Annotated in this window: 24 protein-coding genes; 14 read left to right on the top strand and 10 right to left on the bottom strand. The window is 47.7% G+C overall.

Annotation, left to right across the window (positions count from 1 at the left end; genetic code table 11):
* Positions 1 to 114: 114 nt before the first annotated feature.
* Together AC4IE7_RS21025 and AC4IE7_RS21020 are read left to right on the top strand one after the other, a co-directional pair.
* Positions 115 to 1,047 (top strand): ABC transporter ATP-binding protein, encoded by a 933-nt coding sequence (locus AC4IE7_RS21025; RefSeq protein ID WP_490778840.1) that lies wholly within the window; start codon positions 115 to 117, stop codon positions 1,045 to 1,047.
* Entirely contained in the window at positions 1,044 to 1,820 is a 777-nt protein-coding gene (locus tag AC4IE7_RS21020; RefSeq protein ID WP_490778839.1) for an ABC transporter permease, read from the top strand. Before AC4IE7_RS21025 ends, AC4IE7_RS21020 begins: the two co-directional genes overlap by 4 nt.
* Before the next feature lie 342 nt (positions 1,821 to 2,162).
* Here the strand turns inward: AC4IE7_RS21020 and AC4IE7_RS21015 are convergent, their stop codons facing one another.
* The 3 genes from AC4IE7_RS21015 to AC4IE7_RS21005 all read right to left on the bottom strand — a co-directional run bounded on the left by AC4IE7_RS21015 (position 2,163) and on the right by AC4IE7_RS21005 (position 4,442).
* On the bottom strand, positions 2,163 to 3,149 hold the full coding sequence (locus AC4IE7_RS21015) for an outer membrane lipoprotein-sorting protein (protein WP_490778838.1): 987 nt from the start codon (positions 3,147 to 3,149) through the stop codon (positions 2,163 to 2,165).
* Between the two features lie 35 nt (positions 3,150 to 3,184).
* Complete coding sequence (locus AC4IE7_RS21010) at positions 3,185 to 3,589, bottom strand: hypothetical protein (protein ID WP_490778837.1); 405 nt, start codon at positions 3,587 to 3,589, stop codon at positions 3,185 to 3,187.
* A gap of 424 nt (positions 3,590 to 4,013) precedes the next feature.
* Positions 4,014 to 4,442, bottom strand: a complete 429-nt coding sequence (locus tag AC4IE7_RS21005; protein ID WP_490778836.1) for a rhodanese-like domain-containing protein — start codon at positions 4,440 to 4,442, stop codon at positions 4,014 to 4,016.
* Positions 4,443 to 4,602: 160 nt separating this feature from the next.
* On the opposite strand from AC4IE7_RS21005, the gene AC4IE7_RS21000 reads away from it, so the two are divergent.
* The 3 genes from AC4IE7_RS21000 to AC4IE7_RS20990 all read left to right on the top strand — a co-directional run bounded on the left by AC4IE7_RS21000 (position 4,603) and on the right by AC4IE7_RS20990 (position 8,665).
* Positions 4,603 to 5,487 carry a lysophospholipid acyltransferase family protein gene (locus AC4IE7_RS21000; protein WP_490778835.1) on the top strand — a complete coding sequence of 295 codons (885 nt, stop codon included), beginning with the start codon at positions 4,603 to 4,605 and terminating at the stop codon, positions 5,485 to 5,487.
* A gap of 203 nt (positions 5,488 to 5,690) precedes the next feature.
* Positions 5,691 to 7,562 carry a vWA domain-containing protein gene (locus tag AC4IE7_RS20995; RefSeq protein WP_490778834.1) on the top strand — a complete coding sequence of 624 codons (1,872 nt, stop codon included), beginning with the start codon at positions 5,691 to 5,693 and terminating at the stop codon, positions 7,560 to 7,562.
* Positions 7,559 to 8,665 carry a hypothetical protein gene (locus AC4IE7_RS20990; RefSeq protein ID WP_490778833.1) on the top strand — a complete coding sequence of 369 codons (1,107 nt, stop codon included), beginning with the start codon at positions 7,559 to 7,561 and terminating at the stop codon, positions 8,663 to 8,665. Before AC4IE7_RS20995 ends, AC4IE7_RS20990 begins: the two co-directional genes overlap by 4 nt.
* Positions 8,666 to 9,140: 475 nt before the next feature.
* Here AC4IE7_RS20990 and soxZ read toward each other — a convergent pair whose 3' ends face one another.
* The 3 genes from soxZ to AC4IE7_RS20975 form a co-directional block, all read right to left on the bottom strand.
* The gene (soxZ, locus tag AC4IE7_RS20985; RefSeq protein WP_490778832.1) at positions 9,141 to 9,455 is read right to left on the bottom strand and encodes a thiosulfate oxidation carrier complex protein SoxZ; all 315 of its coding nucleotides are present in this window, start codon (positions 9,453 to 9,455) and stop codon (positions 9,141 to 9,143) included.
* Between the two features lie 46 nt (positions 9,456 to 9,501).
* Positions 9,502 to 9,978 (bottom strand): thiosulfate oxidation carrier protein SoxY, encoded by a 477-nt coding sequence (soxY, locus tag AC4IE7_RS20980; protein ID WP_490778831.1) that lies wholly within the window; start codon positions 9,976 to 9,978, stop codon positions 9,502 to 9,504.
* 816 nt (positions 9,979 to 10,794) lie between these two features.
* Positions 10,795 to 12,222, bottom strand: a complete 1,428-nt coding sequence (locus AC4IE7_RS20975; RefSeq protein WP_490778830.1) for a M48 family metalloprotease — start codon at positions 12,220 to 12,222, stop codon at positions 10,795 to 10,797.
* 458 nt (positions 12,223 to 12,680) lie between these two features.
* Between AC4IE7_RS20975 and AC4IE7_RS20970 the strand changes: the two genes are divergently transcribed.
* On the top strand, positions 12,681 to 13,250 hold the full coding sequence (locus AC4IE7_RS20970; protein ID WP_490778829.1) for a Tll0287-like domain-containing protein: 570 nt from the start codon (positions 12,681 to 12,683) through the stop codon (positions 13,248 to 13,250).
* 245 nt (positions 13,251 to 13,495) lie between these two features.
* On the opposite strand, the gene AC4IE7_RS20965 is transcribed toward AC4IE7_RS20970, so the two are convergent.
* The 4 genes from AC4IE7_RS20965 to AC4IE7_RS20950 all read right to left on the bottom strand — a co-directional run bounded on the left by AC4IE7_RS20965 (position 13,496) and on the right by AC4IE7_RS20950 (position 17,281).
* Positions 13,496 to 14,728, bottom strand: a complete 1,233-nt coding sequence (locus tag AC4IE7_RS20965; protein WP_490778828.1) for a vWA domain-containing protein — start codon at positions 14,726 to 14,728, stop codon at positions 13,496 to 13,498.
* A 62-nt stretch (positions 14,729 to 14,790) separates the two neighbouring features.
* Complete coding sequence (locus tag AC4IE7_RS20960) at positions 14,791 to 15,834, bottom strand: AAA family ATPase (protein WP_490778827.1); 1,044 nt, start codon at positions 15,832 to 15,834, stop codon at positions 14,791 to 14,793.
* 9 nt (positions 15,835 to 15,843) lie between these two features.
* Positions 15,844 to 16,398 carry a hypothetical protein gene (locus AC4IE7_RS20955; RefSeq protein WP_490778826.1) on the bottom strand — a complete coding sequence of 185 codons (555 nt, stop codon included), beginning with the start codon at positions 16,396 to 16,398 and terminating at the stop codon, positions 15,844 to 15,846.
* Positions 16,399 to 16,729: 331 nt separating this feature from the next.
* Positions 16,730 to 17,281: a Smr/MutS family protein gene (locus AC4IE7_RS20950; RefSeq protein WP_490778825.1), complete on the bottom strand. Its 552-nt coding sequence runs from the start codon at positions 17,279 to 17,281 to the stop codon at positions 16,730 to 16,732.
* 184 nt (positions 17,282 to 17,465) lie between these two features.
* On the opposite strand from AC4IE7_RS20950, the gene surE reads away from it, so the two are divergent.
* The 8 genes from surE to ccoO all read left to right on the top strand — a co-directional run bounded on the left by surE (position 17,466) and on the right by ccoO (position 24,894).
* Complete coding sequence (gene surE, locus AC4IE7_RS20945; RefSeq protein WP_490778824.1) at positions 17,466 to 18,209, top strand: 5'/3'-nucleotidase SurE; 744 nt, start codon at positions 17,466 to 17,468, stop codon at positions 18,207 to 18,209.
* Positions 18,210 to 18,232: 23 nt separating this feature from the next.
* Positions 18,233 to 18,871, top strand: coding sequence for a protein-L-isoaspartate(D-aspartate) O-methyltransferase (locus tag AC4IE7_RS20940; protein WP_490778914.1), 639 nt, complete (start codon positions 18,233 to 18,235; stop codon positions 18,869 to 18,871).
* Positions 18,871 to 19,446 carry a YqaA family protein gene (locus AC4IE7_RS20935; RefSeq protein ID WP_490778823.1) on the top strand — a complete coding sequence of 192 codons (576 nt, stop codon included), beginning with the start codon at positions 18,871 to 18,873 and terminating at the stop codon, positions 19,444 to 19,446. The genes AC4IE7_RS20940 and AC4IE7_RS20935 overlap by 1 nt, the downstream gene beginning before the upstream one ends.
* A 69-nt stretch (positions 19,447 to 19,515) precedes the next feature.
* Positions 19,516 to 20,421 carry a peptidoglycan DD-metalloendopeptidase family protein gene (locus AC4IE7_RS20930; RefSeq protein ID WP_490778822.1) on the top strand — a complete coding sequence of 302 codons (906 nt, stop codon included), beginning with the start codon at positions 19,516 to 19,518 and terminating at the stop codon, positions 20,419 to 20,421.
* A 95-nt stretch (positions 20,422 to 20,516) separates the two neighbouring features.
* A complete protein-coding gene (rpoS, locus tag AC4IE7_RS20925) occupies positions 20,517 to 21,521 on the top strand; it encodes an RNA polymerase sigma factor RpoS (RefSeq protein ID WP_490778821.1) in 1,005 nt (334 codons plus the stop codon).
* Positions 21,522 to 21,526: 5 nt separating this feature from the next.
* The gene (locus AC4IE7_RS20920) at positions 21,527 to 22,270 is read left to right on the top strand and encodes a helix-turn-helix domain-containing protein (RefSeq protein WP_490778820.1); all 744 of its coding nucleotides are present in this window, start codon (positions 21,527 to 21,529) and stop codon (positions 22,268 to 22,270) included.
* Positions 22,271 to 22,727: 457 nt separating this feature from the next.
* Positions 22,728 to 24,161 carry a cytochrome-c oxidase, cbb3-type subunit I gene (gene ccoN, locus AC4IE7_RS20915; protein ID WP_490778819.1) on the top strand — a complete coding sequence of 478 codons (1,434 nt, stop codon included), beginning with the start codon at positions 22,728 to 22,730 and terminating at the stop codon, positions 24,159 to 24,161.
* Between the two features lie 19 nt (positions 24,162 to 24,180).
* Positions 24,181 to 24,894: a cytochrome-c oxidase, cbb3-type subunit II gene (gene ccoO / locus AC4IE7_RS20910; protein ID WP_490778818.1), complete on the top strand. Its 714-nt coding sequence runs from the start codon at positions 24,181 to 24,183 to the stop codon at positions 24,892 to 24,894.
* Positions 24,895 to 24,917 lie beyond the last annotated feature (23 nt).

Genomic DNA, 24,917 nt, shown 5'->3' with positions numbered 1-24,917 from the left:
TTGATCTCACTATGCAAACCTCCCTGAATTAATCAGGGGTTCCTTGGGAAGTGCCCGTAGAATAGGGGTATGATAGCCATACGCTTCTATATCACCAACCATATTTGAAATGTTGTGTCTGCACTCATAATCGAAAAGCTATATAAAACTTATCGCAGTGGTTTCGAAGCATTGAGTGGTATTAATCTCAATGTCGAGGAGGGGGACTTTTTTGCCCTGCTGGGGCCAAACGGTGCCGGTAAATCCACTGCGATCAGTATCATCGCCTCATTGACCAATAAAACTGAAGGTCGAGTGGCGGTATACGGCAATGATCTGGATAAGAACAAAGAGCAAGCCAAATCCTTGATAGGACTCGTACCACAAGAGTTTAATTTTAATATGTGGGAACCGGTGATCGAGATTCTTGTGAATCAGGCTGGCTACTATGGCATACCACGAAAAGAGGCATTCGATCGCGCTGAAGAGAAGCTGAGACAACTCGACCTGTGGGAGAAGCGAGATACACAGGCACGCTGGTTGTCGGGGGGTATGAAGCGTCGCCTGATGATTGCCAGAGCATTAGTGCACCAGCCAAGACTTCTGATACTGGATGAACCGACTGCGGGTGTCGATATTGAAATACGTCGTTCCATGTGGCAGTTCATGCGTGAAATCAATCGCCAGGGAACGACAATAATCTTAACCACCCACTATCTTGAAGAGGCTGAAAGCTTATGTCGCAATATAGCAATAATTGATCATGGTAAGATTGTTGAACAGACCAGTATGTCGAGTCTGCTCAGTCAGCTGAATACAGAGCAATTCCTGCTGGATATGAGTAGAGCACTCGATGATGCGCCAGATCTGCCTGGCTATGAACTGCAACTGATCGATGAAAAAACACTAGAGGTTGCCGTTCAGCGGGAACAGAGCATGAATGGCTTGTTTGAGCTTCTTACTCAGCAAGGCATTGATGTCATCAGTATGCGGAATAAACAGAATCGACTCGAACAACTTTTTGTCGATCTTGTTAATCAGTCTAAAAAGCCGGAACAGAACGTATGACCTCCAGCCATATCAAGCGTATCGCATATCAGACCATCGTCACCAAAGAGATTCTCAGGTTTAGCCGTATATGGGTTCAGACCATTCTTCCTCCTGCGATAACTACAACACTCTATTTCATCATCTTTGGAAAACTTATTGGTGAACGTATTGGAATGATGGAGGGGTACAGCTATATCGAATTCATTGTTCCAGGTTTGATATTGATGTCAGTGATCCAGAACTCTTATGCAAATGTAGTATCTTCATTCTTCAGCACTAAATTGCAGCACTATATTGAGGAGTTGTTGATCGCGCCAGTGCCAAGCTGGATTGTGTTGGCAGGATATGTAACCGGGGGGATGGCCAGAGGATTGCTTGTGGGTATAGTTGTTACAGCGGTCTCCCTGCTATTTACTGATCTTCGTATTAACAGTTACGGTTTGACCTTTCTGGTTTTTGTTCTGACTTCAGTGCTTTTCTCACTTGCCGGCTTTATCAATGCAGTCTATGCAAAGAGTTTTGATGATATCTCGATTGTGCCAACTTTTGTTTTGATTCCTCTGACTTATCTCGGAGGGGTATTCTATTCGATAGAGTTGTTGCCAGAGTTTTGGCAACATGCCTCTTTGTTGAATCCGGTATTGTATATGATCAATACTTTTCGCTATGGGATTCTTGGCGTTTCTGACATCGATGTACGCCTGGCACTTGGAATCATTATTTTGTTTATTATGCTGTTGACCTGGTTTAGTTTAAGGCTATTAGCCAGAGGTGTGGGGATCAAGGAGTGATTTACAGTAAGGGAACAATCTTTCCACTCTATGATCCATAAACGACACAATATTTCCTGATTAGTAATATGCGGGTAGTGCCTGGTAGATATCCACTTAAACTCTTCTAAGTGTCACTTTTCTTTTCGAGTGCAGTTGGTGGGGCAGGGCCCCACCCTACACCTTAATCGACAGGTAGGGTGGGGCCTTGCCCCACCAAATCACGCTGGAAATTCACAACACCTTAAATCGACAGGTAGGGTGGGGCCTTGCCCCACCAAATCACGCTGGAAATTCACAATAGTTGCCAGATTAATAGAGATGCCCTTAAACATACTCCTCACAGATTCAATCGATGGTTTATCAACGCTTGATCTTACGTAATGTTTTCTCGGTCCAAAAGGAGTTTCGGCGAATTTTATTATACTCAACCACTTTCTGAGGGATGACCGCCCAGCTCTCCTGTCCTGTTCTTAGATCGAGTCCATACCAGTATTTCCAAAACAGAGCTCTGGGATCACCACCATCCTCCTTATTGACTAGCCCCCAATCCCGATCGATAACCTTTATCAATTCGCCATTCTTGAAGTATAAGGTTCGGTAGTCAGCAAAGCTGCTGGTGTCTACATAGCTGATTCGGTAGTCATACCACCAGGATTTGAATTTTGTAGTGCTTTTGAGTCCATAGACTTCCTTATCAATATGACGGCAACTACGGGTTGGTAATTCACCCACGTATCGATAATGCTTACCTTCAAGCTCTTCAATGGTGCCTAGACAGGTTTGCAGCTTTTTCTTACCGATCAGTTCGTGAGTTTCATCTTCAGGTTTTCTCAATGTAACATCACCGAAGGTAAAGGCACTACCTCCCCAGGCATCATCATGTTGGGGTTGCGAAAAACGTCTGATCTTTCTCAAAGCAGGAAGCCAGACCATATAATCTTTGTTTTTTTTCTCATCGGTATACTCAGTAATGAGCATGCCGGTTCCTCTTAATTTTCCAGAATGAAAAATTGCCAAATCCCTTGATCGAATCGCCTGATCTGGAGAGATTTCATAGTTGTTATTAAGATGGCGCTCCAATGCAGTCGCATGTACCTTTCCATTTGATGAACGATTGATTAAAACGGTCATGGTGCGACCTCTGCGTTCGATGGAAAAGTTTCTGAAAGTAAAGAAATGGTTAGCGAAATAGACCTGTTTTGCGATCTCGTCTGCGCTAGGGGTTTCACCGATAGGGGGAAGTGGGAGGGTTGTGTCTACCGCAGCAAAGATAGCTGTTGATTGAAAACAGATGATCAGTGCTAGAAAGTAGCCCAATTGCATGACATTTTTATTTAGTCTTCTCATATGAACTCGATGCAGGTACATAGGTGGTCAGCCATCTATTTCTGGTTCTGTTTTTTTACTTCACTGGAATATTTAAAGATGTTCTTTTTAATCTCTTCCAGATTCCCTGTTTTCAAGTATTCCTGATGTAGTCGGCTTTTGTAACTCTCTGGTAGTTTGTTGTAGAAGATGAAACTACCTGGAGACTCTTTTTTCAAAAAGGCAGAAAAATCCTCAAGATTTTCATATGAGGGGATGTTGTTATCGGTGCTGTTGCCTTGAACGCTGATCCAGGGGGAGTCGGAGGGCGGGTCGAAGACTCCGCTGGAGAACTCTTCATAGTCCGCTTTGATTGCTTGCAGATAATCATGCTCGCTGGCATTGAGCTGATCGAAAAAACTCAAACAGAGCAATAGCGCTAGAGATTGAAAAAAATAGTGACACTTTGTTGTCTGCCGCACTGGATACCTCCTTGTGTTCCTATGTGCCGGACCGCTTAGGCCTGTGATTACCATACTCATTTTATTTCATTCCACCAAAAAGACTGATCGTCGCTGGCATAATCAGTAGTGCTGGTGATCTGCGTTACTAATCCCTGTAACAGGTTGCTGCCACCAGGCAGTCAATCACCAGCTTCATTGTACGATCCATAGTTTATCTGCATAGCATAGACGAACTATGTGCAATCCATTATAAAAAGGTCATCAGGATTGACCACTTATCTAATCGAAATATACTGAACAGCTTGAATTATTTATATACAGTACAACAACAAAGGATAGTCTAACTCACTATTTTTCCATACGGAATAGAACGAATAGGTGAACAGGTCGATATTTTAGGGTTTTTATGGGCCTTGGGTTTATAAACACCAGGCTTCTCAATTCAGCATTGTTCCCACGGAAGTCCGTGGAAGCGCCATCCGCCCAAACTACTACGGCGGTGATCTTCATCCAAATCACCCTCGAAGCCTTCATCAACATGAAAGACACGGATAAATTCTGCATCCAGCAATGCTTTGCCTGCCTCCAGTGAGCGTTTACCACTGCGACAGATTAGAATTACCGGGGCGCAGCCTTCGTCTATCGTGCAAATGCTGCCACCAAGCAGGAGCTTTCGGATCTCAGTAACGAAGTGTGGATTGACCGTCCAGTCCGGCTCATCAATCCAAGGTACATGAACTGCGCCTGTAGGGTGGCCAACAAACAGGAATTCCATCGTGGAACGTATGTCCACCAGCACTGATCGCGGGTCGTCATGTATCATTTGCCAGGCCTGCTGAGGTGACAGGTTATGTAATTTTGAGTCGCTCATTCTCTCCTCCTATAGGGATCACGGTTACTATTCACATGTTAGATGTTTTATCAATGAACACAATCTTTTGCACTCTTCATGCCAAGATGGACTGCATCATTGGCGCTGCTGTCGCCAGTTTTCTGAGAGGGCACTCTGTTTTTGTGTACAATTCACATTCATGAAAGAGCGGTTACTGTTCAAACTCTGGTATTCCCTGCATCACCTGCCACTATCCTGGCTGCACAGTCTTGGACGTCTACTTGGAAAATTGTATACGCTGGTTCCCAACCGGGAGAGGGAGGTAACTGAGATTAATCTGCGTCTCTGTTTTCCGACTATGGGAGATGAACAGATACGCTCACTACTTGGTCAGGCAATGCAACAACTGGGCTGCACTCTTTTGGAGATGAGTGCAATCTGGTTCAGACCTGCAGATGAGGTGATAGGATTAATTCGTGAGGTCAATGGAGCGTCAAATTTTGAGAGGCAGGAAGGGCAGGGCTTGATTGTACTCTCACCACATATTGGCTGCTGGGAGATTGTAGGATTGGAGCTGCAGCGCCGGGGAAGGGTGACCAACCTCTATCGACCGCCTAGAAAGACAGCTTTTGACAATGTGGTGAAACAGGCCAGAGAGCGGAGTGGGGCGGAGCTTGTGCCAACGGACAATAGCGGGGTAAAACGTATTCTGCAGACCTTAAAGGCTGGAGGGATCACCGGTATTCTCCCTGATCAGCAACCAAAATCTGATAAGGGCGCTCTATTTGCACCTTTCTTCGATAATCCTGCACTGACTATGCTGCTGGCAAACAGATTGGCAAGAAAAACTGGGGCGAAAGTGGTTTTGGCCTGCGCTGAGCGTCTTGAAAAAGGGGGGGGGTACAAAATTCATTATCTACCTGCTCCAGAAGGGATTGCTGATGAAGATACCTATCGTGCTGCCGTGGCTATGAATCAGGGTGTTGAAATGCTGATTAGGATGTTTCCGAGTCAATATCAGTGGTCCTACAAGCGATTTTCAAAGCAGCCTGAAGGCAAATCCTCTCCCTATAAGAAAAAGTAACTTAGATCTTCTCCATTGATAGGAATTAAAGAGCTATCCTGGTTAGCCGTTAAACTGGTAAGGCGTTGTGCTTAATTGCCTGTAGTGTCGGGATCATATGATTAGCCTGACGGTGGGGTGTTGCACTGGAAGTGATAGTTTCTATCTACTTCTATAGCATTTTCATCCCATCTCGACAGGTTATTTAACGGGGTTGCTTCAGAATGATGAAAGGAATTGCCAATATTGTTCTTATTGCTGTAGTAGCTGTTTTAGTCTCTATCGGGCCGGCAGTGGCAGCAACATCTGCAGAAAAAGCTGATGTGCGTATTCTGATTGATGTTTCGGGCAGCATGAAGAAAAATGACCCAAAAAATCTACGGCGTCCTGCACTACGGCTGCTGGTGGGTCTGCTGTCATCTGAAACCCGTGCCGGGGTTTGGACCTTTGGTCAATATGTCAACATGCAGATTCCTCTGGGTCAGGTAGATAAGGCATGGAAGAGTAAGGCCAGGAAAAGCTCGAAATCGATCGGATCTCCCGGTCAGCGCACCAATATTGAAGATGCATTGAAAAGGTCGACAGAGGACTGGAGTGGCCCCCCTGGGCCCTATCGGCGTAGTGTGATCCTGCTGACTGACGGCATGGTGGATATTTCCAGGGATAAGACGAAAAATAGCGCTTCAAAGCAACGTATTCTTAAAAAGATCCTGCCCCGACTGAAACAGCATCAGGTCACAGTACATACTATCGCGCTGTCTAAAAACGCTGATCACGAATTGATGAGAGAACTGGCTGATCAAACCGGAGGATGGTATGAGCAGACAGAAACAGCAGATGAGTTACAGAAGGTATTCCTAAGAATATTCGAGAAGGTGGGTAAGCCCGATTCAGTACCTTTGAAAGACAACAAGTTCACTATAGATCCCAGTATCACGGAGGCCACACTACTGGTTTTCCATAAACCCGGAGCTCAACCGACAGAAGTCATACCCCCTGAAGGTCAGCCATTTAAAGCTGACAGTGCCCCGAAAAACGTCAGTTGGCATCGTGATGAGGGTTACGACATGCTGACTATCGCTGATCCAAAAGCGGGTGAGTGGCGTATTCGGGCAGAAGTGGATCCGGATAACAGAGTAATGGTTGTCACTGACCTCAAGATGCTTTCCACTGAACTACCCAACCGTTTGATTCATGGTGTTTCTCTCCCCTATCAGGTGAGCTTTACCGATCATGGTAAAAAGATAACAAAGCAGGAATTCCTGCATATGGTGAATGTTTCTTCGAGCAAAAAAGATATCATGGGTAGATCTGAAGCAAGGCCTTTCACAGATGATGGGCGTGACTCGGATGAAAAAGCGGACGATGGTATTTTCACTATGACCTTTGGTGGCGAAGCGCTGCAGAGTGGAATGGGTGAGCTGATCATTAATGCCAGAGGAGCGACATTTATACGCGAAAGGCGAATAACCTACCAAGTCGTACCGCCAGTCGAATTGAACCTGAAACCTCGAGACAATGGACAACTGCTGGATCTGCAGTTGATCCCTGACGATAAATTGATTGATCCCGGTACTCTAAAGCTTGAAGCCTGGCTGGAGGATGAAACTGGAACTGAGACTCCCTTGAACCTGCAACGGTCTGGATCGGGTGCATCCTTCACAGGGGTGATAGATCTAATGAGTTTTTCAGGGCCACGAAAGGTCACTCTGAAAGCAGCAGCCAGAAGTGTTGAGGGTGCGATCGTTGATTATATTGACAGTCCAGTTGAGGTCGAAGGGGTTAAACCTTTTGTAGCGGAACCAGAACCGGCACCAGCACCGATACCTCCTCCAGAACCGGAACCTCAGCCCGCAGCTGAAGCGGAACCCGCAGTGGAAGCTGAACCAGAAGAGACTCAGACTGAGGAAGAGGATGAGGGCGTGGATTGGGTAGGTGCAGCAATATGGTTCGGGGTAATAAATCTGGTGTTGATTGCTTTGGCAGGTGGAATTTTTTGGTGGATGCGTCGATCGAATCAAGGTAATAAAATCAGTCTTGTCGATGAGCCGTCAGGTACAGATGCCACTGATGCTGAGCCGGAGAAAGAGTCATGATCGAAATCAGTTCTTTAACAGCGCTGATTATTGCAGAGATCCTGGTTGGGCTAGTTATCCTCAGTGGATTGTTAGTGCTATTTACACTGTTACGTAAAGGACGCATACGCAAGGCTGCGAACCACTTGGCAGAGAGAGTACAGGCAGATAAGTCTAAGCGAACTGAGCGCCTAAAAACTCTGTTGGCTGATGGCTATCATTTGCAAAGTCCCCAACTGGATCAAACTCTGCATGGCATTGTGCAGACTGAAATGATCCTATATCAGAATATGCTGAATGGTTTTCTGAAAGATGATCAAGTCTCACTACAGCAGATAGATGTGGATGTGGAAAATCTGGTGCTGGGCTATCAGTCTCTCGGAGGGCTTGTAAGCGAAAGTGGAAGCCCCGTGGAGGGGGGTGGTGACGAACTTGATCATCTGAAGGCTGAAAATGAACGACTTTCTGAAGAATTAAAAGTCACCATGGATACTATGGGTAGGATGCTGAATGAGTATTCCACCATGTTTTCCGATGGCGCAGAAGAGTTTAAGAATGTGGCAAGTCAGACACAGGAAGATCAGGTTCCTGAGTCGATAGAAATAGAAGCAGATGCAGAAGTAGAGGCAACAGCAGAGGTTGAGCCAGAGATACCACCACCCATAGAAGATGATAGTGTCGATGATGATATGTTCATCCCTGATATGACAGATCAGGAATTAACTGAGTCATCTCTATCAGACGAGGAAGATTCATCTGCGGATGAAGTGGATGAACTCATTGCATCAGTCGGAGATACTTCAGCTGCTGTTGATGAAGAGGTATCAGAGATTATCGATGAAGTGATGGAAATTGCTGATGACATGATTCATGAAAGTGAATTAGCAGAAGAAGCAAAGGAACCTGAATCTGAATCGGCACCTTCTGCTGAATCAGCTGCGGAGTCAGAGCAAGTTGGTGAATCGATGATGGATGACCTGAGCAACATTGATATCGATATTCCTGATGTGGCCGATGTTGATGTTGAACAATCATCAGACTTTGAGCCTGGCTCGTTGGAAGAGGAGTGGGCAAAGCTTTTGGAGGAAGAGTCATCTCCTGATGAGGAGAAGAAGGACGCTTGATCGTTATACAGGAGCCTCAGGTCGAGTCCTTCCGGAATCACTGCGGCGCTTGATTAGCCACATCTAAAAATCAAACGAAGTGGTTTTTTATGCCATTTCAGCACGCTTTGGTGGGGCAGGGCCCCACCCTACCTGTCCGGGTAAGATGTAGGGTGGGGCCATGCCCCACCAAGTGGACCCTAAAAGAATATTAACGCTATATAAACCAGCGATACGATGTGTTGTAAAGGCAATTAGCTATAGCGAGTATGGGGTGAAAAACAGTGAGGGTGCTGAGGATAACCAGAAAGGAGGTACACTAGCTGCCAATGTTTGGCTTCGTGTTAAGCATGCGATTCATATAGTTGATCGCGCCTTTGTTGATGGTCGGTATTGGGATAAGCGTTTTAACCTCGTTATAAAAAAAGGGCGCATGTGCGCCCTTTTTTACTCTTACTGGATCAGTGTCAGCATTAAGCCTGACTGCAGTTGATCATTATTTGATCTTGCTTGACATGCTGTCACTCTTACCAGTGTTGTCAGTCCAGGATAGTTCGATTTCATCACCTTTAGCGGCGCCGCTGAATTTAAAGGAGATGTAGGGGTTCTTAGAGATGCCGCCACTCCATTCAGCTGTCATGACGGTATTGCCTTTGTGCTTGCACACTACTGCTTCAATGAAGTGAGCGGGGATTGCTTTTCCGGTCTTTTTATCTTTACGGCCACCAGTCTCCATTGGATGGGTCATCAGGGCCTTGACGGTGGTTACACCACCTTTCTCTTTGGCGCGGATCTTTATCGATTTAGCCATGCTCTATTCCTCGTGTTCGTTATATGCTTGACGGGATTTGTTGCGCTTATCCGCCGCAACCACCGATGGTGACTTTGACTTCTTTCTTGGCGCTGTGGAGCTTACCGCCCGCTTTGACAACACCAATAACATCACCGGTTTTACCCATCTTGATACGGGTAGAGACGAAACCTGATGCTCCTGTGCCCATCACGAAATTAGCGACCAGAGGTACTGGGTTGTTGGAAGCAATGATCGCGATAGACTCGACACCTTCAATGCTTGCATCTACAGTGATCGGTACTACAGCACCGTTCTCTGCGATATCCGGTGCCTTTACCTTGATGTCAGCAGACTCAGACATCTCGGAACTGCCCAGCAGTGCATCCAAAGCGGCTGGTAGCTCCTTTGATTCGAAAGCGGCCTTGTTCCAAGCTGCAAGCACCTGCTGAGGAGCCAAAAGGCCGGTAGCGGCAGCAACGCCTACCGTACCTGCTGCGAGTGATCTTTTAAGGAAGATCCTGCGTTTCATTTCATTGCTCATTCATTCTCTCCAAGACTGAGAAAGGTTAGTGATTGATGTTTGTTTTTATGAAACTGAAGTGGTTGGTCAATTTCATGGTTTTGGTCTTTTGTGACAAATTTGGGTCTGGGTAGCTCCCCGACCATGTTTAATCACAAATCCCAGAGTTATGTGCATAAAAGCCGATGTATTTAATTTTTTCCACCAAAGGTTTTATTGTCATTGCAGAAATTAGAGTCGGTTTGTCGCTTGGGCCATACCATTTGGCATGGGATTCCTGCCGATCATTAATGCTTGTCAGTGGCATTAGAACAACTTTTATCATAAAAAGTTGCGATAGCTATGCACCAAATCCTCCATTGTAAATTAGATACTGAGGATGATTTATGCCGGCTTTTTATTATTTAAACATTTTTGCCGACACACAATACCTTTACAGGTAGATCGTAAGAATACCGAAACAGTGGGCGATATCAAGTAAAAAAATTTGAAATATTAGTGCTTTGTGATGTTAGGAGTATGGCGAAGTTGGGTTTGCTCCGTGCTGGGTTGGGGTTTACCTGAATTCAGGTTGCTTGGTGTACTAGGTAAGGGACCGGGCTCTACTCCTTAGATCACCTGCAGCGTGGGGTGGCTGTGTAAAAAATCAAACAGTGAGCAGTATTTAAGCAGCTTCTTAAGTGATCTGGGGCTGGTGGATTGTAGATGAGTAGAGCTCACCTCAGGGATGCTTTATCCGCCTTGAGGGGAACAGCAACAGTCTGGCTGGTATGCAAGCCTGAATCGGTGGGCTTTGGTGGCAAGAGGTTGATCAGTGACGCCAGCGCTATCCTCAGATCAACGGTGATCTTTTTTCTGTTGCTCTTTTACCAGGTTACGTAGTCTCTTCATACGGGATTCAATCTTGGATGTCTCATAGAAATCCGGTGGATCCACCTCTTTTAAGGCTATTTCCAGCTGCTGGATTGCTGGCTGGAACTCACCTGAGGCCACATAGGCCTCAGCCAGCATACGATGAGACTCGGCCTTGCGCCCATCCAACTGTTCAATTTTACTCAGTAAGCGATAGAGTCTGGGATCAGACTCACGCATTGATAGTATTTGCTGAGTCACCTGTCGTGCCTTGGCAAGATCACCATTTTCAGTCAGCGCTTCAATGTAGGTAATTGAAATAGGATAGTTTTCTGGCATCAGACTGTAATAAGTATCTAGAATCTTCAAGGCCTTCTTGGGCTTTTTCAGCTCCTTTGCAAATTTGGCTGAAGCTAATACATATTCAGCTTGCTCAGGCCTTTTCTGTAGCATTTTTTCGATTATCTGCTCAGCTTTTTCGTGCTTATGGTTGGCCGATAGGGCCAGTGCGTAACCATATTGATGAGCCTCCTGGTTCAAGTGTCGTCCTTCGTGCAAGCCGGTGGCAAAGTGTTTTACTGCCTCAGCAGGCTCTTTGAAAGATCTGACTCGCAGAGTCTCTCTGGTCAAGAAGTAACTCAGTTCACCAGGGTACTGTTTGTAAGGATAGGTTTCTGCTCGTCCCAGGGCATCAGCGATACGATTGGTGGTGACCGGATGGGTGCGGAGGATTTCAGGTATTCCCGATTCATAGAGTCGACTGGCATGGGTCAGTCGTTCAAAAAACACCGGCATTGCTCTGGGGTCATAGTTTGATTTGGCGAGAATCTTGATGCCTACTGTGTCGGCCTCTTCTTCGTTGCTTCTGGTGAAGTTTATCTGCTCCTGTATGGCGCTAGCCTGAACGCCAGTCGCCATGGCAATACCAGCATCTGGAGAGCCGGCAGCGCCAACCAGTATGGCAGCCAGCAGCAGAGCAGCGGTTTTTCCGCTCATTTGATTCGCTGCATCAAATGCCCGTAGCAGGTGCTTTTGAGTGACATGGGCAATTTCATGGGCAATGACAGATGCCAGTTCGCTTTCACTCTGTGTGGCTAGAATAAGGCCGCTATAGACACCTATATGGCCACCAGGTCCAGCAAATGCGTTGATTTCTGGCTGTTCAATGACAAAAAAGTCGAAATCCTGACCAATAGCTTCGCTCTCTTTGAGCAGCTTTTGTCCCAGTGACTGGATATATTCAGATACCAGCGGGTCATCCATAACCGGAGTCGACTTTCTCACACTCAACATGAACTCTCTGCCGAGTCTTATCTCATCTGCCGGGGTCAGGTATTGATCTGATGGAGAACCCAGTTCGGGCAATTTTATTGCTTCTTCATCGCTGAAGGCGTTGGCTGTAGGCATAAGCATACCTATAACCAGCAAGAGAATGACTATTGGGATATTTGTCCGTGTATTGATCATGCCTTTAACAGATCCCAAAGAGTGAAGAATAGTTCCGGCCCATGACTTAGTCGCCGGGTTAATAGTAACCTGGAGATAAGTATCATGATACTTACATCCTTAAGTCATGCAGTCTCAATTAAGGCTGCAGATGTTGTGTGCCATCCATACTAGCGCTTAATCAGATCCGGCGATAGTAAGCAAAAGTTTAAACAAACATTTCCTCCGATTAATTGGTTAATCAGTATCTCCAAGATGAATTGTTAGGTTTTACCGAAAACTCAATAATTGGTTGATAATTAGGAGGTTGGCCTTTCCTGCTATTTGCTTTAATCTACCGCCTCACGACCAACCGGCCGGGTGGGGGAGGTGTAGATTCACTCTCTTGTCCGGTTAATAAACTGGATGCTATTTAATGGAGTTCCATGATGAAGAAGAGCGTAGTTTTGTTTCTGACTTCCGTAGTGATGAGTGGGGGATTGCAGGCTGATGAGGCCATGAAGGCCAACATCAATGAAGGCAAAGGTGTGATAAAGGCCTATTTTGGTGACCTCAAAGGAGAGCTGGTAAAGGGTATGAAAGAGAAGGGGCCTGTGCCTACGATCTCAACCTGTAATACTGTTGCTCCGCAATTATCTGAGGCACATTCTCAAATGAGTGGTTGGCGTGTGGGTCGAACCAGTCTTAAAACACGTAATCCCGACAATCGCGCAGATGCATGGGAAACTGCTGTACTGAAAGAATTTGAAGCGCGTAAAGCTGCTGGGGAGGACCCCATGAAACTACTTAAAGCTGAAGTGGTTGAGGAGCAGGGTCGTAAGGTATTTCGTATGATGAAAGCCATTCCCACTGCTGAGGTTTGTACTAAATGTCATGGTGCTGAACTTGCAGAGCCAGTCAGTGCAAAACTGAAGGAACTCTATCCAGCTGATGAAGCTGTTGGTTACAAGCCCGGTGACCTTCGTGGTGCTTTCACCTTGAAGAAGTCACTCTAATCAGACTTTCAGGGCGCACACTATCTGCGCCCTGACTACAGGTTTTTTTACCAGCTATTTGTGGCTGACAATTTTTAAACCTACCTGATTGCCCTGCAAAGTCAGCTACGGTGATAGTTAAGGATCTGCGGAAGGTTGCAGGTGGTTTTTATGAATTTCCAGCGCGATTTGGTGGGGCATGGCCCCACCCTACCTGTCGATATAAAGGGTGGGGCGAAGCCCCACCAACTGCACTACCCACATCTTTAGTTCAGCTGGATTCGCTGTCCCCAAGGTGTCTTCTCTTTACCTTTTACCAGCCAGATTACCGGATAGTTTGGTTCAAGTGCCGGAAAGGCGCCCTCTGCATCGGTGAAGTAGACCAGTAGATCTGGGCTCAATGTCTGCTTTTCCACCCACTCGAATACGGGCTTGAAACTGGTTCCGCCACCACCTGTTATCTTCTCTGGAAGTTGGAATTCATCCCAGGATTCATAGATCCATGGGGCTTCCTCTGCAATCGTCGAATCGCATGCGAGCAATGTAACTCTGGCGCGCATCTGTCCTTTCAAGGCGTTGATCTCAGCAAGAAACTCTCCCATCTCTTCGTCATCTATCGATCCACTGGTATCAAGAGCGACCACCAGTTCAAGCTGATTACTGCGCAGACTCGGCAGGATAAACTCACCCTCCCGGCGTGAAGGTCTCATATAGCTGAAGTCATCCCTGGCCAATGCGGTCATATAGCGGGCCAGTAGTAATCTCCAGGGCAGTTGGGGTTGCAGCAGGTGGTCTACCATTCGGGCCATGGCGCCATCCAGCTTGCCGACTTGCATCGCCTGCTGGGCTGCACCTGCCATACGTTGCTGCCACTGGATACTCAGGGTTTCTGCTTCATCCGGTGTCAGTGGTGGTGGCTGTGAAGAGCTATTGCCTGATCCGCTTTCCGGATTGTTGTGCTCGTCTCCCTCCTGGTCTGTATCACTCTGCTGGTTGTTTTTGGCCATATCCTTTTCTGTGGTGCCACTGCCAGATCCCTTGGTGTTGTCCTGATCGTAGATATGATTGTCCAGGGGTTCATCATCGTTCTTTTCATCCAGGCAGGGATATATCTCCTCAGCAGTCATGCCAGTGAATTGAGGCATCATCAATGAGCCAGGCGGGGGTTTCAGGCCATCACCAGTTAGTAGCGGGTTGATTGCGTAGTCGCAGGCCATATCCCAGTGTAGTTTGGTGCGATGCTGACGTCTGGCGAAGTGGGAGAGGGCACAGTGAAGCGCCTCGTGAGCAAGCATGAATTGGGTTTCGTCCAGACTCAATTGGTCGATGTAGTGTGGATTGTAGTAGAAGGTCTTTGCATCAGTAGCAGTAGTTGGACACCAGTCAGGATTGGCCTCCTGCATCGGCAGTCGCATCACCAATGCTCCCAGAAAGGGCTTGTCGAGAATCAGTTTGGTGCGAGCTGCAGCCAGTTTGGTCTCTATCTCTTCTTGATCCATCAGTTTAGCGATCCCTGAAGCTGGGGAGTTCTGAGGAAGCTGTTCATCTTTGTGTTTAAATCTTATTCATACAGCATGACATCTGAGACTGCCTGGGCCCAATCATTAAACTGGGGAACATTAAAGAGTGCCTCACCGACAGCCCGGTGCATGTCAGATACCAACATCACCCCCATCTCACGTTGAGGAAAACGACCGGCATACTCAAGAATCCGTCCATGTACCTCTTGGCCATTGCCTGCTTCATGGGCTCGGATAGCTCGTCCAACCAGTGCGGAAGCGACTGCATATTGCAAATCGATTTCAGCGGGTGTCGGCACCTCCTCGCCACGCAGTATTGCATCCAGATCAGGCATCTTATCCAGGCTGTTGACGAACGCATGCAGTTCGATACCCGCTGCTGGTCCAACACAGGCTTGCAGCGCCCCTTGGAGCAGTTGCGGGTGAGTGGTGAACTTCTGCAGTGCCCGGTGGGCAAACTCCCAGGATCGGGGTGAAGGGAATGCGACCGGATTGTGAGCAGGGTCGAAGTCGAATAGCAGTTCTGGCCGAAAGCGGAGAAACGCAATAATCCGTTCATCAATATGGTTGCGATAGGCCCAGGCAACCCAGTCATCTAGATTTGTCTCTACCTCAAAATGGGAAAATCGGTTGGCCAGTGGCGCCGGCATGCTGTAGGTGACACCCCGGTCACCTTGCCGATTGCCGGCTGCGAATATAGCCCAGCCGTCAGGTACCTGATATTCACCCAATCGACGGTCGAGAATCAGCTGATAAGCCGCAGCAGAGACGGTTGGGGGGGCAGATGTGATTTCGTCCAGGAAGAGGATACCTTGGGTCCCATGACGAGTTTCGGCAGGCAATATCGAGGGGATCGCCCATTCAACCCTGTCATTACTACGAAAAGGGATGCCTCTTAAGTCACTTGGCTCCATTTGTGATAAGCGGATGTCGATTACCGGTGCCTGATGGCTCTCGGCTACTTCACGTACCATGTCGGACTTGCCGACTCCAGGGGGGCCCCAGAGCATTACCGGGGTATGGTGACCTGCGCGGGTACTGATGAACTCTTGCTCAAGAATGGTAAGCAGTTGGGCTGGGCGCATGATGTATTCCTAATCAAAGAGATTTCTGATCGCACGGGAGAGCTGTTTGTAGACTTCGGGCCCATCCACATCCATCACCTGATCGATCACCCAGCGATTGTCATGTTCGTCGTCTCCCATTACTTGTTGGATCTGGAAACCAAGATGGCGAAAAAATGGATAACTGGGCCCCTCCTCGCTGAAGTTGAACTCTGCATATTCTGTAGAGCGTTCGTTGAACAGGGAGATAAAATGGTTGGCGTGGTCATCGTTGCCAAGCAGGTCTGCTGCATTATCACGATAGTGATCGGCCAGTTTCATTACCAGTGCGGTAATTATGGCGACCCGGTTATCATCATCCATTCGGTGTATCAATCGATCAGCAATCTGGACTTCATAAGTCAGATATTCAGCAATCACAGCAATCCGTTCTTGATCATTGTGATATACAAAGTTTTTGCCATGAAGTGTTATCGCTTTATCTAATGCGATACGCCATGCAATAAATGCGATGGCACCACCAATTTCGTCGGGGGAACGAACGCTATCCTCGTCGTGCCACTGACTCTTGATTCTTATTGCCAATGTCAGTTTCTCCTATATATCTATAGTACCCAGCCTTTTCAGGTTGGGGGCAGTCAAGTTGCGAGTCTTAGGGAGGCGCTATCTGGTGTTGATGAAACTTGTACTGCTTAATTAGCTGAATCCCAGGATTCAGGGAGTAATAACCAAGTATTTTACTCAGGTTAAGTGGAATTTCAATGCCCGGATCATAATCAGCCATGCTGACAGGCAACTTTTTTGCATCATGAGATCGTGGCCTGGCTTGGAAAGGGCGCGCCATTCCCGGCACCCCGCGCCTAGCAGCTAACGGCTTAGCATCTCGCTGATTGGTACAGTTGTACGTTACACCACACTAGTAATTATGTGAACTTTTATCCGGATTTCGAAGTAGAACATAGGCTGCACCTGTCCCGCCATCCCGTCGTGTGGCTGAGGTGAATGCGAGCACATCTTCTCTTTGGCGCAGCCAGACATTGAGTTTGTGCTTAAGTACAGGCTGACGTCCTTCCGATCCATAACCCTTTCCATGAATGATTCTCACACAGCGGATACGCATCTGCTGACATTTTTTCAGGAAATCGTTCAGATCGGCTCTGGCATAGCGCACGGTCAGACCATGCAGATCCAGTTCGGCACCAATCTCCAGATAGCCCCTACGCAGATCATGCATGAGACGGTTTTGTACCCCTGGTCTGGAGAAATAGAGTTCATCGCCAGTCTCAATCTCCTGGTCTGAGTATTGATCCTGGAGTAATTCGTCCTCATCACCCACTGGCAGATTCAACGGCCTGGGTGGCAATCGACGCCGATAGGGGGCTATACGGGATTCTTTCAGTGGTGTGGCATCACCTAACTCTTCAACAAAGAGGGCTTTGTCATCCGGTTTGTCACTCTGCTTGCTCATTTTGCCGTTGCTCAATTTTTCCTCAAGTGTAGTCTCGCATAGTGATTGCTTGTCTCACTGATCTGGATACGACACAACACAGGAGCATGTTAGGAGCAGTTGAGAGGAATCTCAATCCTCGTGTTTGAGAGAGGTCGATTTGGAGGGTGAGCCTGACGGCTATTTCCAGTATATTGTGCCCCCTATGAATATCCTTCTGAGTAACGACGATGGCTACCAGGCACCTGGGTTGGTGATGCTGGCCAAACAGCTATCCACAGTTGGGGAGATTGTGGTGGTTGCGCCTGATCAGGACCGCAGCGGCGCAAGTAACTCTCTGACCTTGGTCAATCCGCTTCGTGTACAGACCATGGAGAATGGTTTTATCCGTGTCGACGGGACACCTACCGATTGCGTCCATTTGGCCATTACCGGCTTGCTTGAGCAGGAGCCGGATCTGGTTGTATCGGGCATAAATGCAGGGCCCAACATGGGGGATGATGTGCTCTACTCAGGTACTGTTGCTGCGGCGACTGAAGGACGATTCCTGGGATTGCCGGCGATAGCCATTTCAATGAATTCACACAATCCCAGCTATTTTGAAACCGGCGCACGGGTAGCTGAAACCCTGGTCAGAAAACTGCTTAGTGAGCCACTGAATGAGAATGTGATTTTGAATGTGAATGTACCCGATATTCCCCACTCAGAGATTCGGGGTATCGTCTCTACCAGGCTTGGACATCGGCACAAAGCAGAGCCGGTGATAAAGAGTCAGGATCCCAGGGGTCGAACAATCTATTGGGTCGGGCCAGCAGGTGCAGAGCAGGATGCAGGGCCTGGAACCGACTTTCATGCAGTGCGTCAGGATTATGTTTCAGTGACACCATTACAGGTGGATCTCACCCGGCATAGTGTGCTGGAAAAGGTTGATGAGTGGCTCAATCAATGAATATTCGTCGAGAGCACCAGGGAATCGGCATGACTTCCCAACGGACTCGGGAGCGCCTTGTGCAAAGATTGCGCAGTAAGGGGATTCGTAATACGGCTGTATTGGAGGCAGTGCGCAATATGCCGCGACATCTTTTCGTGGATGAAGCGCTGGCCAGTCGGGCATATGAAGAGACGGCGCTCCCCATCGGCCATGGTCAGACTATTTCGCAACCCTATACCGTTGCCCGGATGACAGAAGCCTTATTACAGGGTGGGCCACTCGAAACGGTGCTGGAAGTTGGTACAGGGTCCGGTTATCAATGTGCAATCCTGGCACAACTGGTTCGGCGTGTTCATAGTGTTGAGAGAATATCAGCCTTACTTGAGCAGGCCCGCATCAGATTTCGGGAACTTGGTATAAGAAATATCCGTCTCAAACACAGCGATGGCGGGATTGGTCTTCCGGAATACTCTCCATATGATGGAATAATCGTAACGGCCGCAGCTGAAGTATTGCCTCAGAGTCTGCTTGAACAGCTGGCTGTTGGGGGGCGTTTGATCATTCCAGTTAAAAGCAACCAGGGACAAGTAATGATTCGGATAATCCGTACAAAGGATGGTTTTCAGAAGCAAGAGTTGGAATCAGCAAATTTTGTACCTCTGGTCGGAGGAATGATCTAGTGCGTCTCTTCTCAGCGCTCTATGCCCGGGCCATGGTGTGGTCCAGGCATCCCAATGCACCTCGCTATCTTGCTGGATTAAGCTTTGCCGAATCCTCTTTTTTTCCGATACCACCGGATGTGATGCTGGCGCCAATGAGTATGGCTGAGCCATCCAGAGCCTGGTTTTTTGCAGGGTTGACTACCCTGGCATCTGTCATTGGCGGTGTGTTTGGTTACTTTATCGGCGTTTTTGCTTTCGATTTCGTTGAACCACTACTCCAGGATTGGGGTTATTGGGAGGGCTATCTCGCCGCAAAGGATTGGTTTGGGCGTTGGGGGATCTGGGCAGTTTTACTCGCTGGGTTTTCACCTATCCCCTACAAGATATTTACCATTACAGCCGGGGTTGTTGCTATGGCGCTGGTGCCCTTTCTCATCGCATCCAGTATCGGTAGAGGCACGCGCTTTTTCCTGGTAGCTGCACTGATGGCCTGGGGAGGTGCGCGGATGGAGAGGGCGCTGCATCGCTATGTAGATCGACTGGGCTGGATTATGGTAGTGGCGTTTGTTTTATTGTTCATTTTTTTGAAATGACAGAGTCATCCTGAATGGGTAGGGTATTGAGGCTGATAGTCTGTCTTGCGACAAACTTTTAGGTTGCTTATGCAAAGCAGATTCGGATTGATTGATCTGATCTTTCCATTCCACGCGCTGATCTTCAGTTTGCTGATGCTTCTTATTGGCTGCTCTTCCAGTGGTAGCGCGCCAGTTTACAGTCGGGGCATCAATACCCATCCGCAAGACCGGTCAGCAGCCTTAAGCACTAAAAAACAATCAATGCCTCAGCGGCATAGGTCTTCCCGGACTTACTATCTGGTGCAGCCTGGGGATACACTTTACTCCATCTCCTGGCGCTACTATCTGGAGCATGAGCAGCTGGCGGCATGGAATGGGATTAGAGCCCCTAAGTATGCAATCTATCCTGGACAGCGCTTGCGTTTAAAGCCGCCGGAAACACGATCTGCAAAGAGACCAAAACAACCAGCTACCAAACCGGTGGTAAAAGTTACTAAAAGCAAGAAGCCCGCACTCCCTGGTAAAAAAACACCGCCAAAGCGGCCGCAAAAAACAGAAACTAAGAGCAAACCGGCGCCTGCCAGGAAAACTGTAGTCACACATCGGAAAAATAGGGTCAAGTTAGACTGGTCCTGGCCGACCATGGGGAGAGTGACACAAACTTTTTCAAATTCAGATCAGAATAGAAAAGGAGTCTGGATCAGCGGGCGACTGGGTCAGCCGATTAAAGCGGCTGAGTCAGGAAGAGTAGTCTATGCAGGTGGTGGCTTGGTGGGTTATGGGAACCTTGTAATCGTCAAACATGACCAGAACTACCTCAGTGCCTATGGGTACAATCGAAAACTGCTGGTAAAAGAGGGTGATAAAATCGCCAAAGGCGATATAGTGGCACACATGGGTTCACCAAACAGCGGAGGACAACCCGTGTTGCACTTCGAGATTCGAAAACAGGGGAAGCCGATAAATCCTCTGCCGCTGTTACCAAGAAAATAGATAACTATACAGGTGGACTTGCTTAGCGTTTGAACTGGGTACGACGGTGCAAGTTAATAGCGCAGAAGGCATGATTTGACCGATGGAGATGAGAGATGAGCAATAGTCCTGAAGAATCGGACGAACCTGAGAGCGGTAGCGATACTGTTCTGGAAGATGTTGATACTGATATCGTCCTACCTGAAGAGGAGGATGAGACCGAGGCTGTTGTTGAGAAACCTGATGTCCCTGCACCTATTAAAGCCAAGAGCGCTGAAGCCAGTGATGCTCAGATGGATGCAACCCGGCTCTATCTCAATGAGATCGGTATCTCCAAGCTGCTAACAGCTGAGGAGGAGGTCTATTTCGCCAGACTGGCTCAAAAAGGGGATCAAGCTGCCAGGCAACGAATGATCGAGAGTAATTTACGCCTGGTGGTTAAGATTGCCAGACGTTACATGAACCGTGGTCTGGCACTCCTGGATCTTATTGAAGAGGGAAATCTAGGCCTGATCAGAGCGGTAGAGAAGTTCGATCCGGAACGTGGCTTTCGTTTCTCCACCTATGCAACATGGTGGATTCGCCAGACGATCGAAAGAGCCATAATGAATCAGACCAGAACCATTCGACTGCCGATTCATGTGGTTAAGGAGATCAACGTCTATCTCAGGGCTGCCCGCAAACTTGCCCAAACCCTCGATCACGAACCGAGTTCAGAAGAGATAGCTGATCTGCTGGATCGTCCAATTGACGAAGTAAAACGTATGCTTGGGTTGAATGAGCGTGTCACTTCAGTTGATACACCGTTCGGTAAGGATGCCGACAAGCCCTTACTCGACACCATTGCAGATGAAAAGAATCTGGATCCCACAGTGGATATCCAGAATGATGGTCTGAATGCCAATTTAGACCGTTGGTTGAGCAAATTGAATGACAAGCAGAGAGAGGTGGTAGAGCGCCGATTCGGTCTTCATGGCTATGAGAATTCCACCCTGGAACAGGTTGCCAACGAGTTGGGAGTTACTCGGGAGCGGGTCAGGCAGATACAGATGGATGCTTTGCGCCGCTTAAGGGATATTCTCGAGCGGGATGGTTTTTCCGTTGAGTCTATATTCAAGTAGAAGCAATGGTTCAGTCATGCTGCGAACCTGCTGGAGCGGATGACAAAACTGCCCTGGAGGTTGCCTGTCGTGATTGTGGCCTCGATCCACTCTGTGAAGTGCTTGGTTACGGCAAGCACGAGCTTTGTCAAACCGAAGCAATCCTCATGCGCCGCCAGCCGATTCAGCGCGGTGCACTACTGTTTCGACCTGGCCAACCCTTTTTCGCACTATTTGCAATCAAATCCGGAGCATTCAAAGCGGTAAGTGTGGATCTCTCAGGCAGGGAGAGAGTGGTTGGCTTTTTCCTGCCTGGGGACTTGATTGGTACGGAAGGGATTGCCAATCACGCCTACTCATATGCTGTGAGGGCATTGGAAGAGAGTAGCGTCTGTAAATTAGAGGTGAATCGTCTACTCCATTTCGGTCAAGATACGGAAAAGCTTCAAGCTGCACTGATTCGCATGCTGGGTCAGGAGGTTGTTGTGAATCATCTGGTGACAACCTCATTGATTCAACAGAATGCAGAGCAACGCATAGCTGCTTTTATACTGAGCCTGTCTAAGCGCTCCGGGCTACGGGGTATGCCTCAATATCAGCTTCCATTGAGCATGTCGCGAAGTGATATTGCCAGTTATCTTGGATTAGCGAGAGAAACTGTGAGTCGTGTATTGACCAAGTTTCAGAATTTCGGATTGATAGGCTTGAGAAAACATATGCTAAGGGTTCTCAATCCAGAGGAGTTGGAGAAGGTCACAACCTTACGTTGAAAATACCCAACTCTATATATTTTTGACGACACTCTTCCTCCGTTTAAATTATTAGAAGCAGATTGAATGCGCCCATCAATAAAATGTTTTATTGAGAGTGATTATCAATAAATAAATCCGACTGTTTTGCTCTGTCTTTTTTATTCCAATTACTTTTTAAACTTCTTTGTCAGCAACTGTTGTTGCAGGTTTCAGCTCAGTCTAGGTAAATTTGTTTAATTCCGTTTTCTTTGATCTGAGTCAATTTCTAGGATATGCCCATATTATTTTAATTAAACAATAGGTTACGTGAGATGCGTCTTGACGACTTATAGGCTTTTTCGTATTGACATCTGATCCAATTAAGAGTGATATATGTCACGCTGCAATTGTGTCATTTCACACAGTTGTATTTTTGGGACATTCCCAAAAATGTTGTCTTTTAAGTTTCGTTCAATTATTTGTTTAAGGGGGGTACATGGACGCCGCAGCCGAGCAAAAATACAACTTTGATGTTGTGCGCTGGTTTACCGTCATGGCCGTTGTCTACCTTGTAGTAGGCGCATTAGTGGGTGTGATAATCGCATCCCAATTGGCATGGCCGATTTTGAATTTTGATATTCCATACATAACTTTTGGTCGTCTTCGTCCGCTTCATACCAATGCTGTAATTTTTGCATTTGGTGGATGTGCGTTGATGGCGACATCGTACTATAGTGTCCAGCGAACCTGCGGCGTGAGACTCTGGAGTGACAAGCTTGCTTGGTTTGTCTTCTTTGGTTGGAATCTGATTATCGTTTCTGCGGTGGTTACACTTCCTCTTGGTCTTACTTCTGGTAAAGAATATGCTGAACTGGAGTGGCCAATAGATCTGGCGATTGCTGTCGTCTGGCTGGCTTACTCTTTCAACTTCATCATGACGCTCGCTACCAGAAAGTCATCCCACATCTATGTATCCAACTGGTTCTTCCTGGGTATGATGGTGATGATCACCTACTTGCACGTTGTCAATAGTTTGGCTGTTCCTGTTGATCTGTTTAAATCATACTCAGTCTTCGCAGGTGTCCAAGACGCGATGGTTCAATGGTGGTGGGGCCACAATGCTGTAGGTTTCTACCTGACAGCTGGCTTCCTGGGTATCATGTACTACTTCGTACCTAAGCAGGCTGGACGTCCCGTCTACTCCTATCGTCTATCAGTTATCCACTTCTGGGCTCTGATGTTCGGTTATGTATGGCTTGGTGCTCATCATCTGCAATACACCGCACTGCCAGATTGGACTGGTTCACTGGGTGCTGCTGTATCTCTGGCGATGATTATCCCATCCTGGGGTGGCGCGGTTAACGGTATGATGACCCTCTCTGGTGCTTGGGACAAACTACGTACCGACTACATCCTGCGTTTCATGATCATGTCTCTGGCCTTCTACGCCATGTCCACCTTTGAAGGTCCGGTCATGTCACTGAAGACTGTTAACGCCCTCTCTCACTACACTGACTGGACAGTTGGTCATGTGCACTCTGGTGCGCTGGGTTGGGTTGCCATGGTTGCTATCGGTGCTATCTACCATATGATGATGCGTACCTTCCATACCGAAATGTGGTCCATGAAGCTGATCAATGCTCACTTCTGGACAGCAACCATCGGTGCGGTTGTCTACGTCGTAGCCATGTGGGTATCCGGCATCATGCAAGGTCTGATGTGGCGTGCTTACGATGAGTACGGAACTCTGGCCTACACTTTCGCGGAATCTGTTGAAGCGATGCATCCCTACTACGCAATGCGTGCAGTAGGCGGCATGATCTTCTTGCTCGGTGCCGTGCTGATGCTGATCAATGTCATCATGACAGTCGTGAAAGCGTCCAGCGAAGGTAGTCTGCAACAAGCCCGCACCGCTGCGGCTACAGCTTAATCTAAGGGGGTTTCGCAAAATGGCGAATGATAACCAATCTGTAAGCTTTCAGGAGAAGATGGAGAAAAACATCTGGCTTCTCCTGATTATTCTGGCCTTGGCCCTCTCTGTAGGTGGCTTGGTGGAAATCGTCCCACTCTTCACTATGAAGAACACGTTCGAGCATAACACTGCTCCTGAGCTGATCTGGCAACGTCAAGCAGGACAGACCCTGCAGGACCATAAACCAGGTGATGGCATGCGTCCATATACTGCTTTGGAACTGGCTGGTCGTGACATCTACCAAAGGGAAGGCTGCTACACCTGCCACTCTCAGATGGTACGTCCTTTCCGTGATGAGAAGGAACGTTATGGTCACTACTCTCTGGCTTCGGAGTCTATGTACGATCATCCTTTCCAGTGGGGTTCCAAACGTACCGGTCCTGACTTTGCTCGTCTCGGCGGTAAGTACTCTGACGACTGGCACCGCAAGCATCTACGTGCACCGCGTTCGGTTGTTCCTGAGTCCGTTATGCCTAACTACCCTTGGCTGGCTGAAAATACAGTTGAAGGCAAGGATATGGCAAGACGCTTTCAAGTCATGCAACTCATTGGTGTTCCTTACACCGAAGAGGATATTGCCAGCGCTAATGCTGAGTTGGCAGGCAAGACTGAGGAAGATGCAATGGTCGCCTATTTACAGGTTTTAGGCACCATGGCGGCTCTAGACGAGAACAAGGTCTACCGTCAGTAATAGTTATGAAAGAGTACTTTCAA

This window comes from Candidatus Thiodiazotropha sp. AKAK3 (assembly GCF_058244645.1).
The sequence above is the reverse complement of the archived record's forward strand: the minus strand, read 5'-3'. Positions and strand labels throughout refer to the sequence as shown.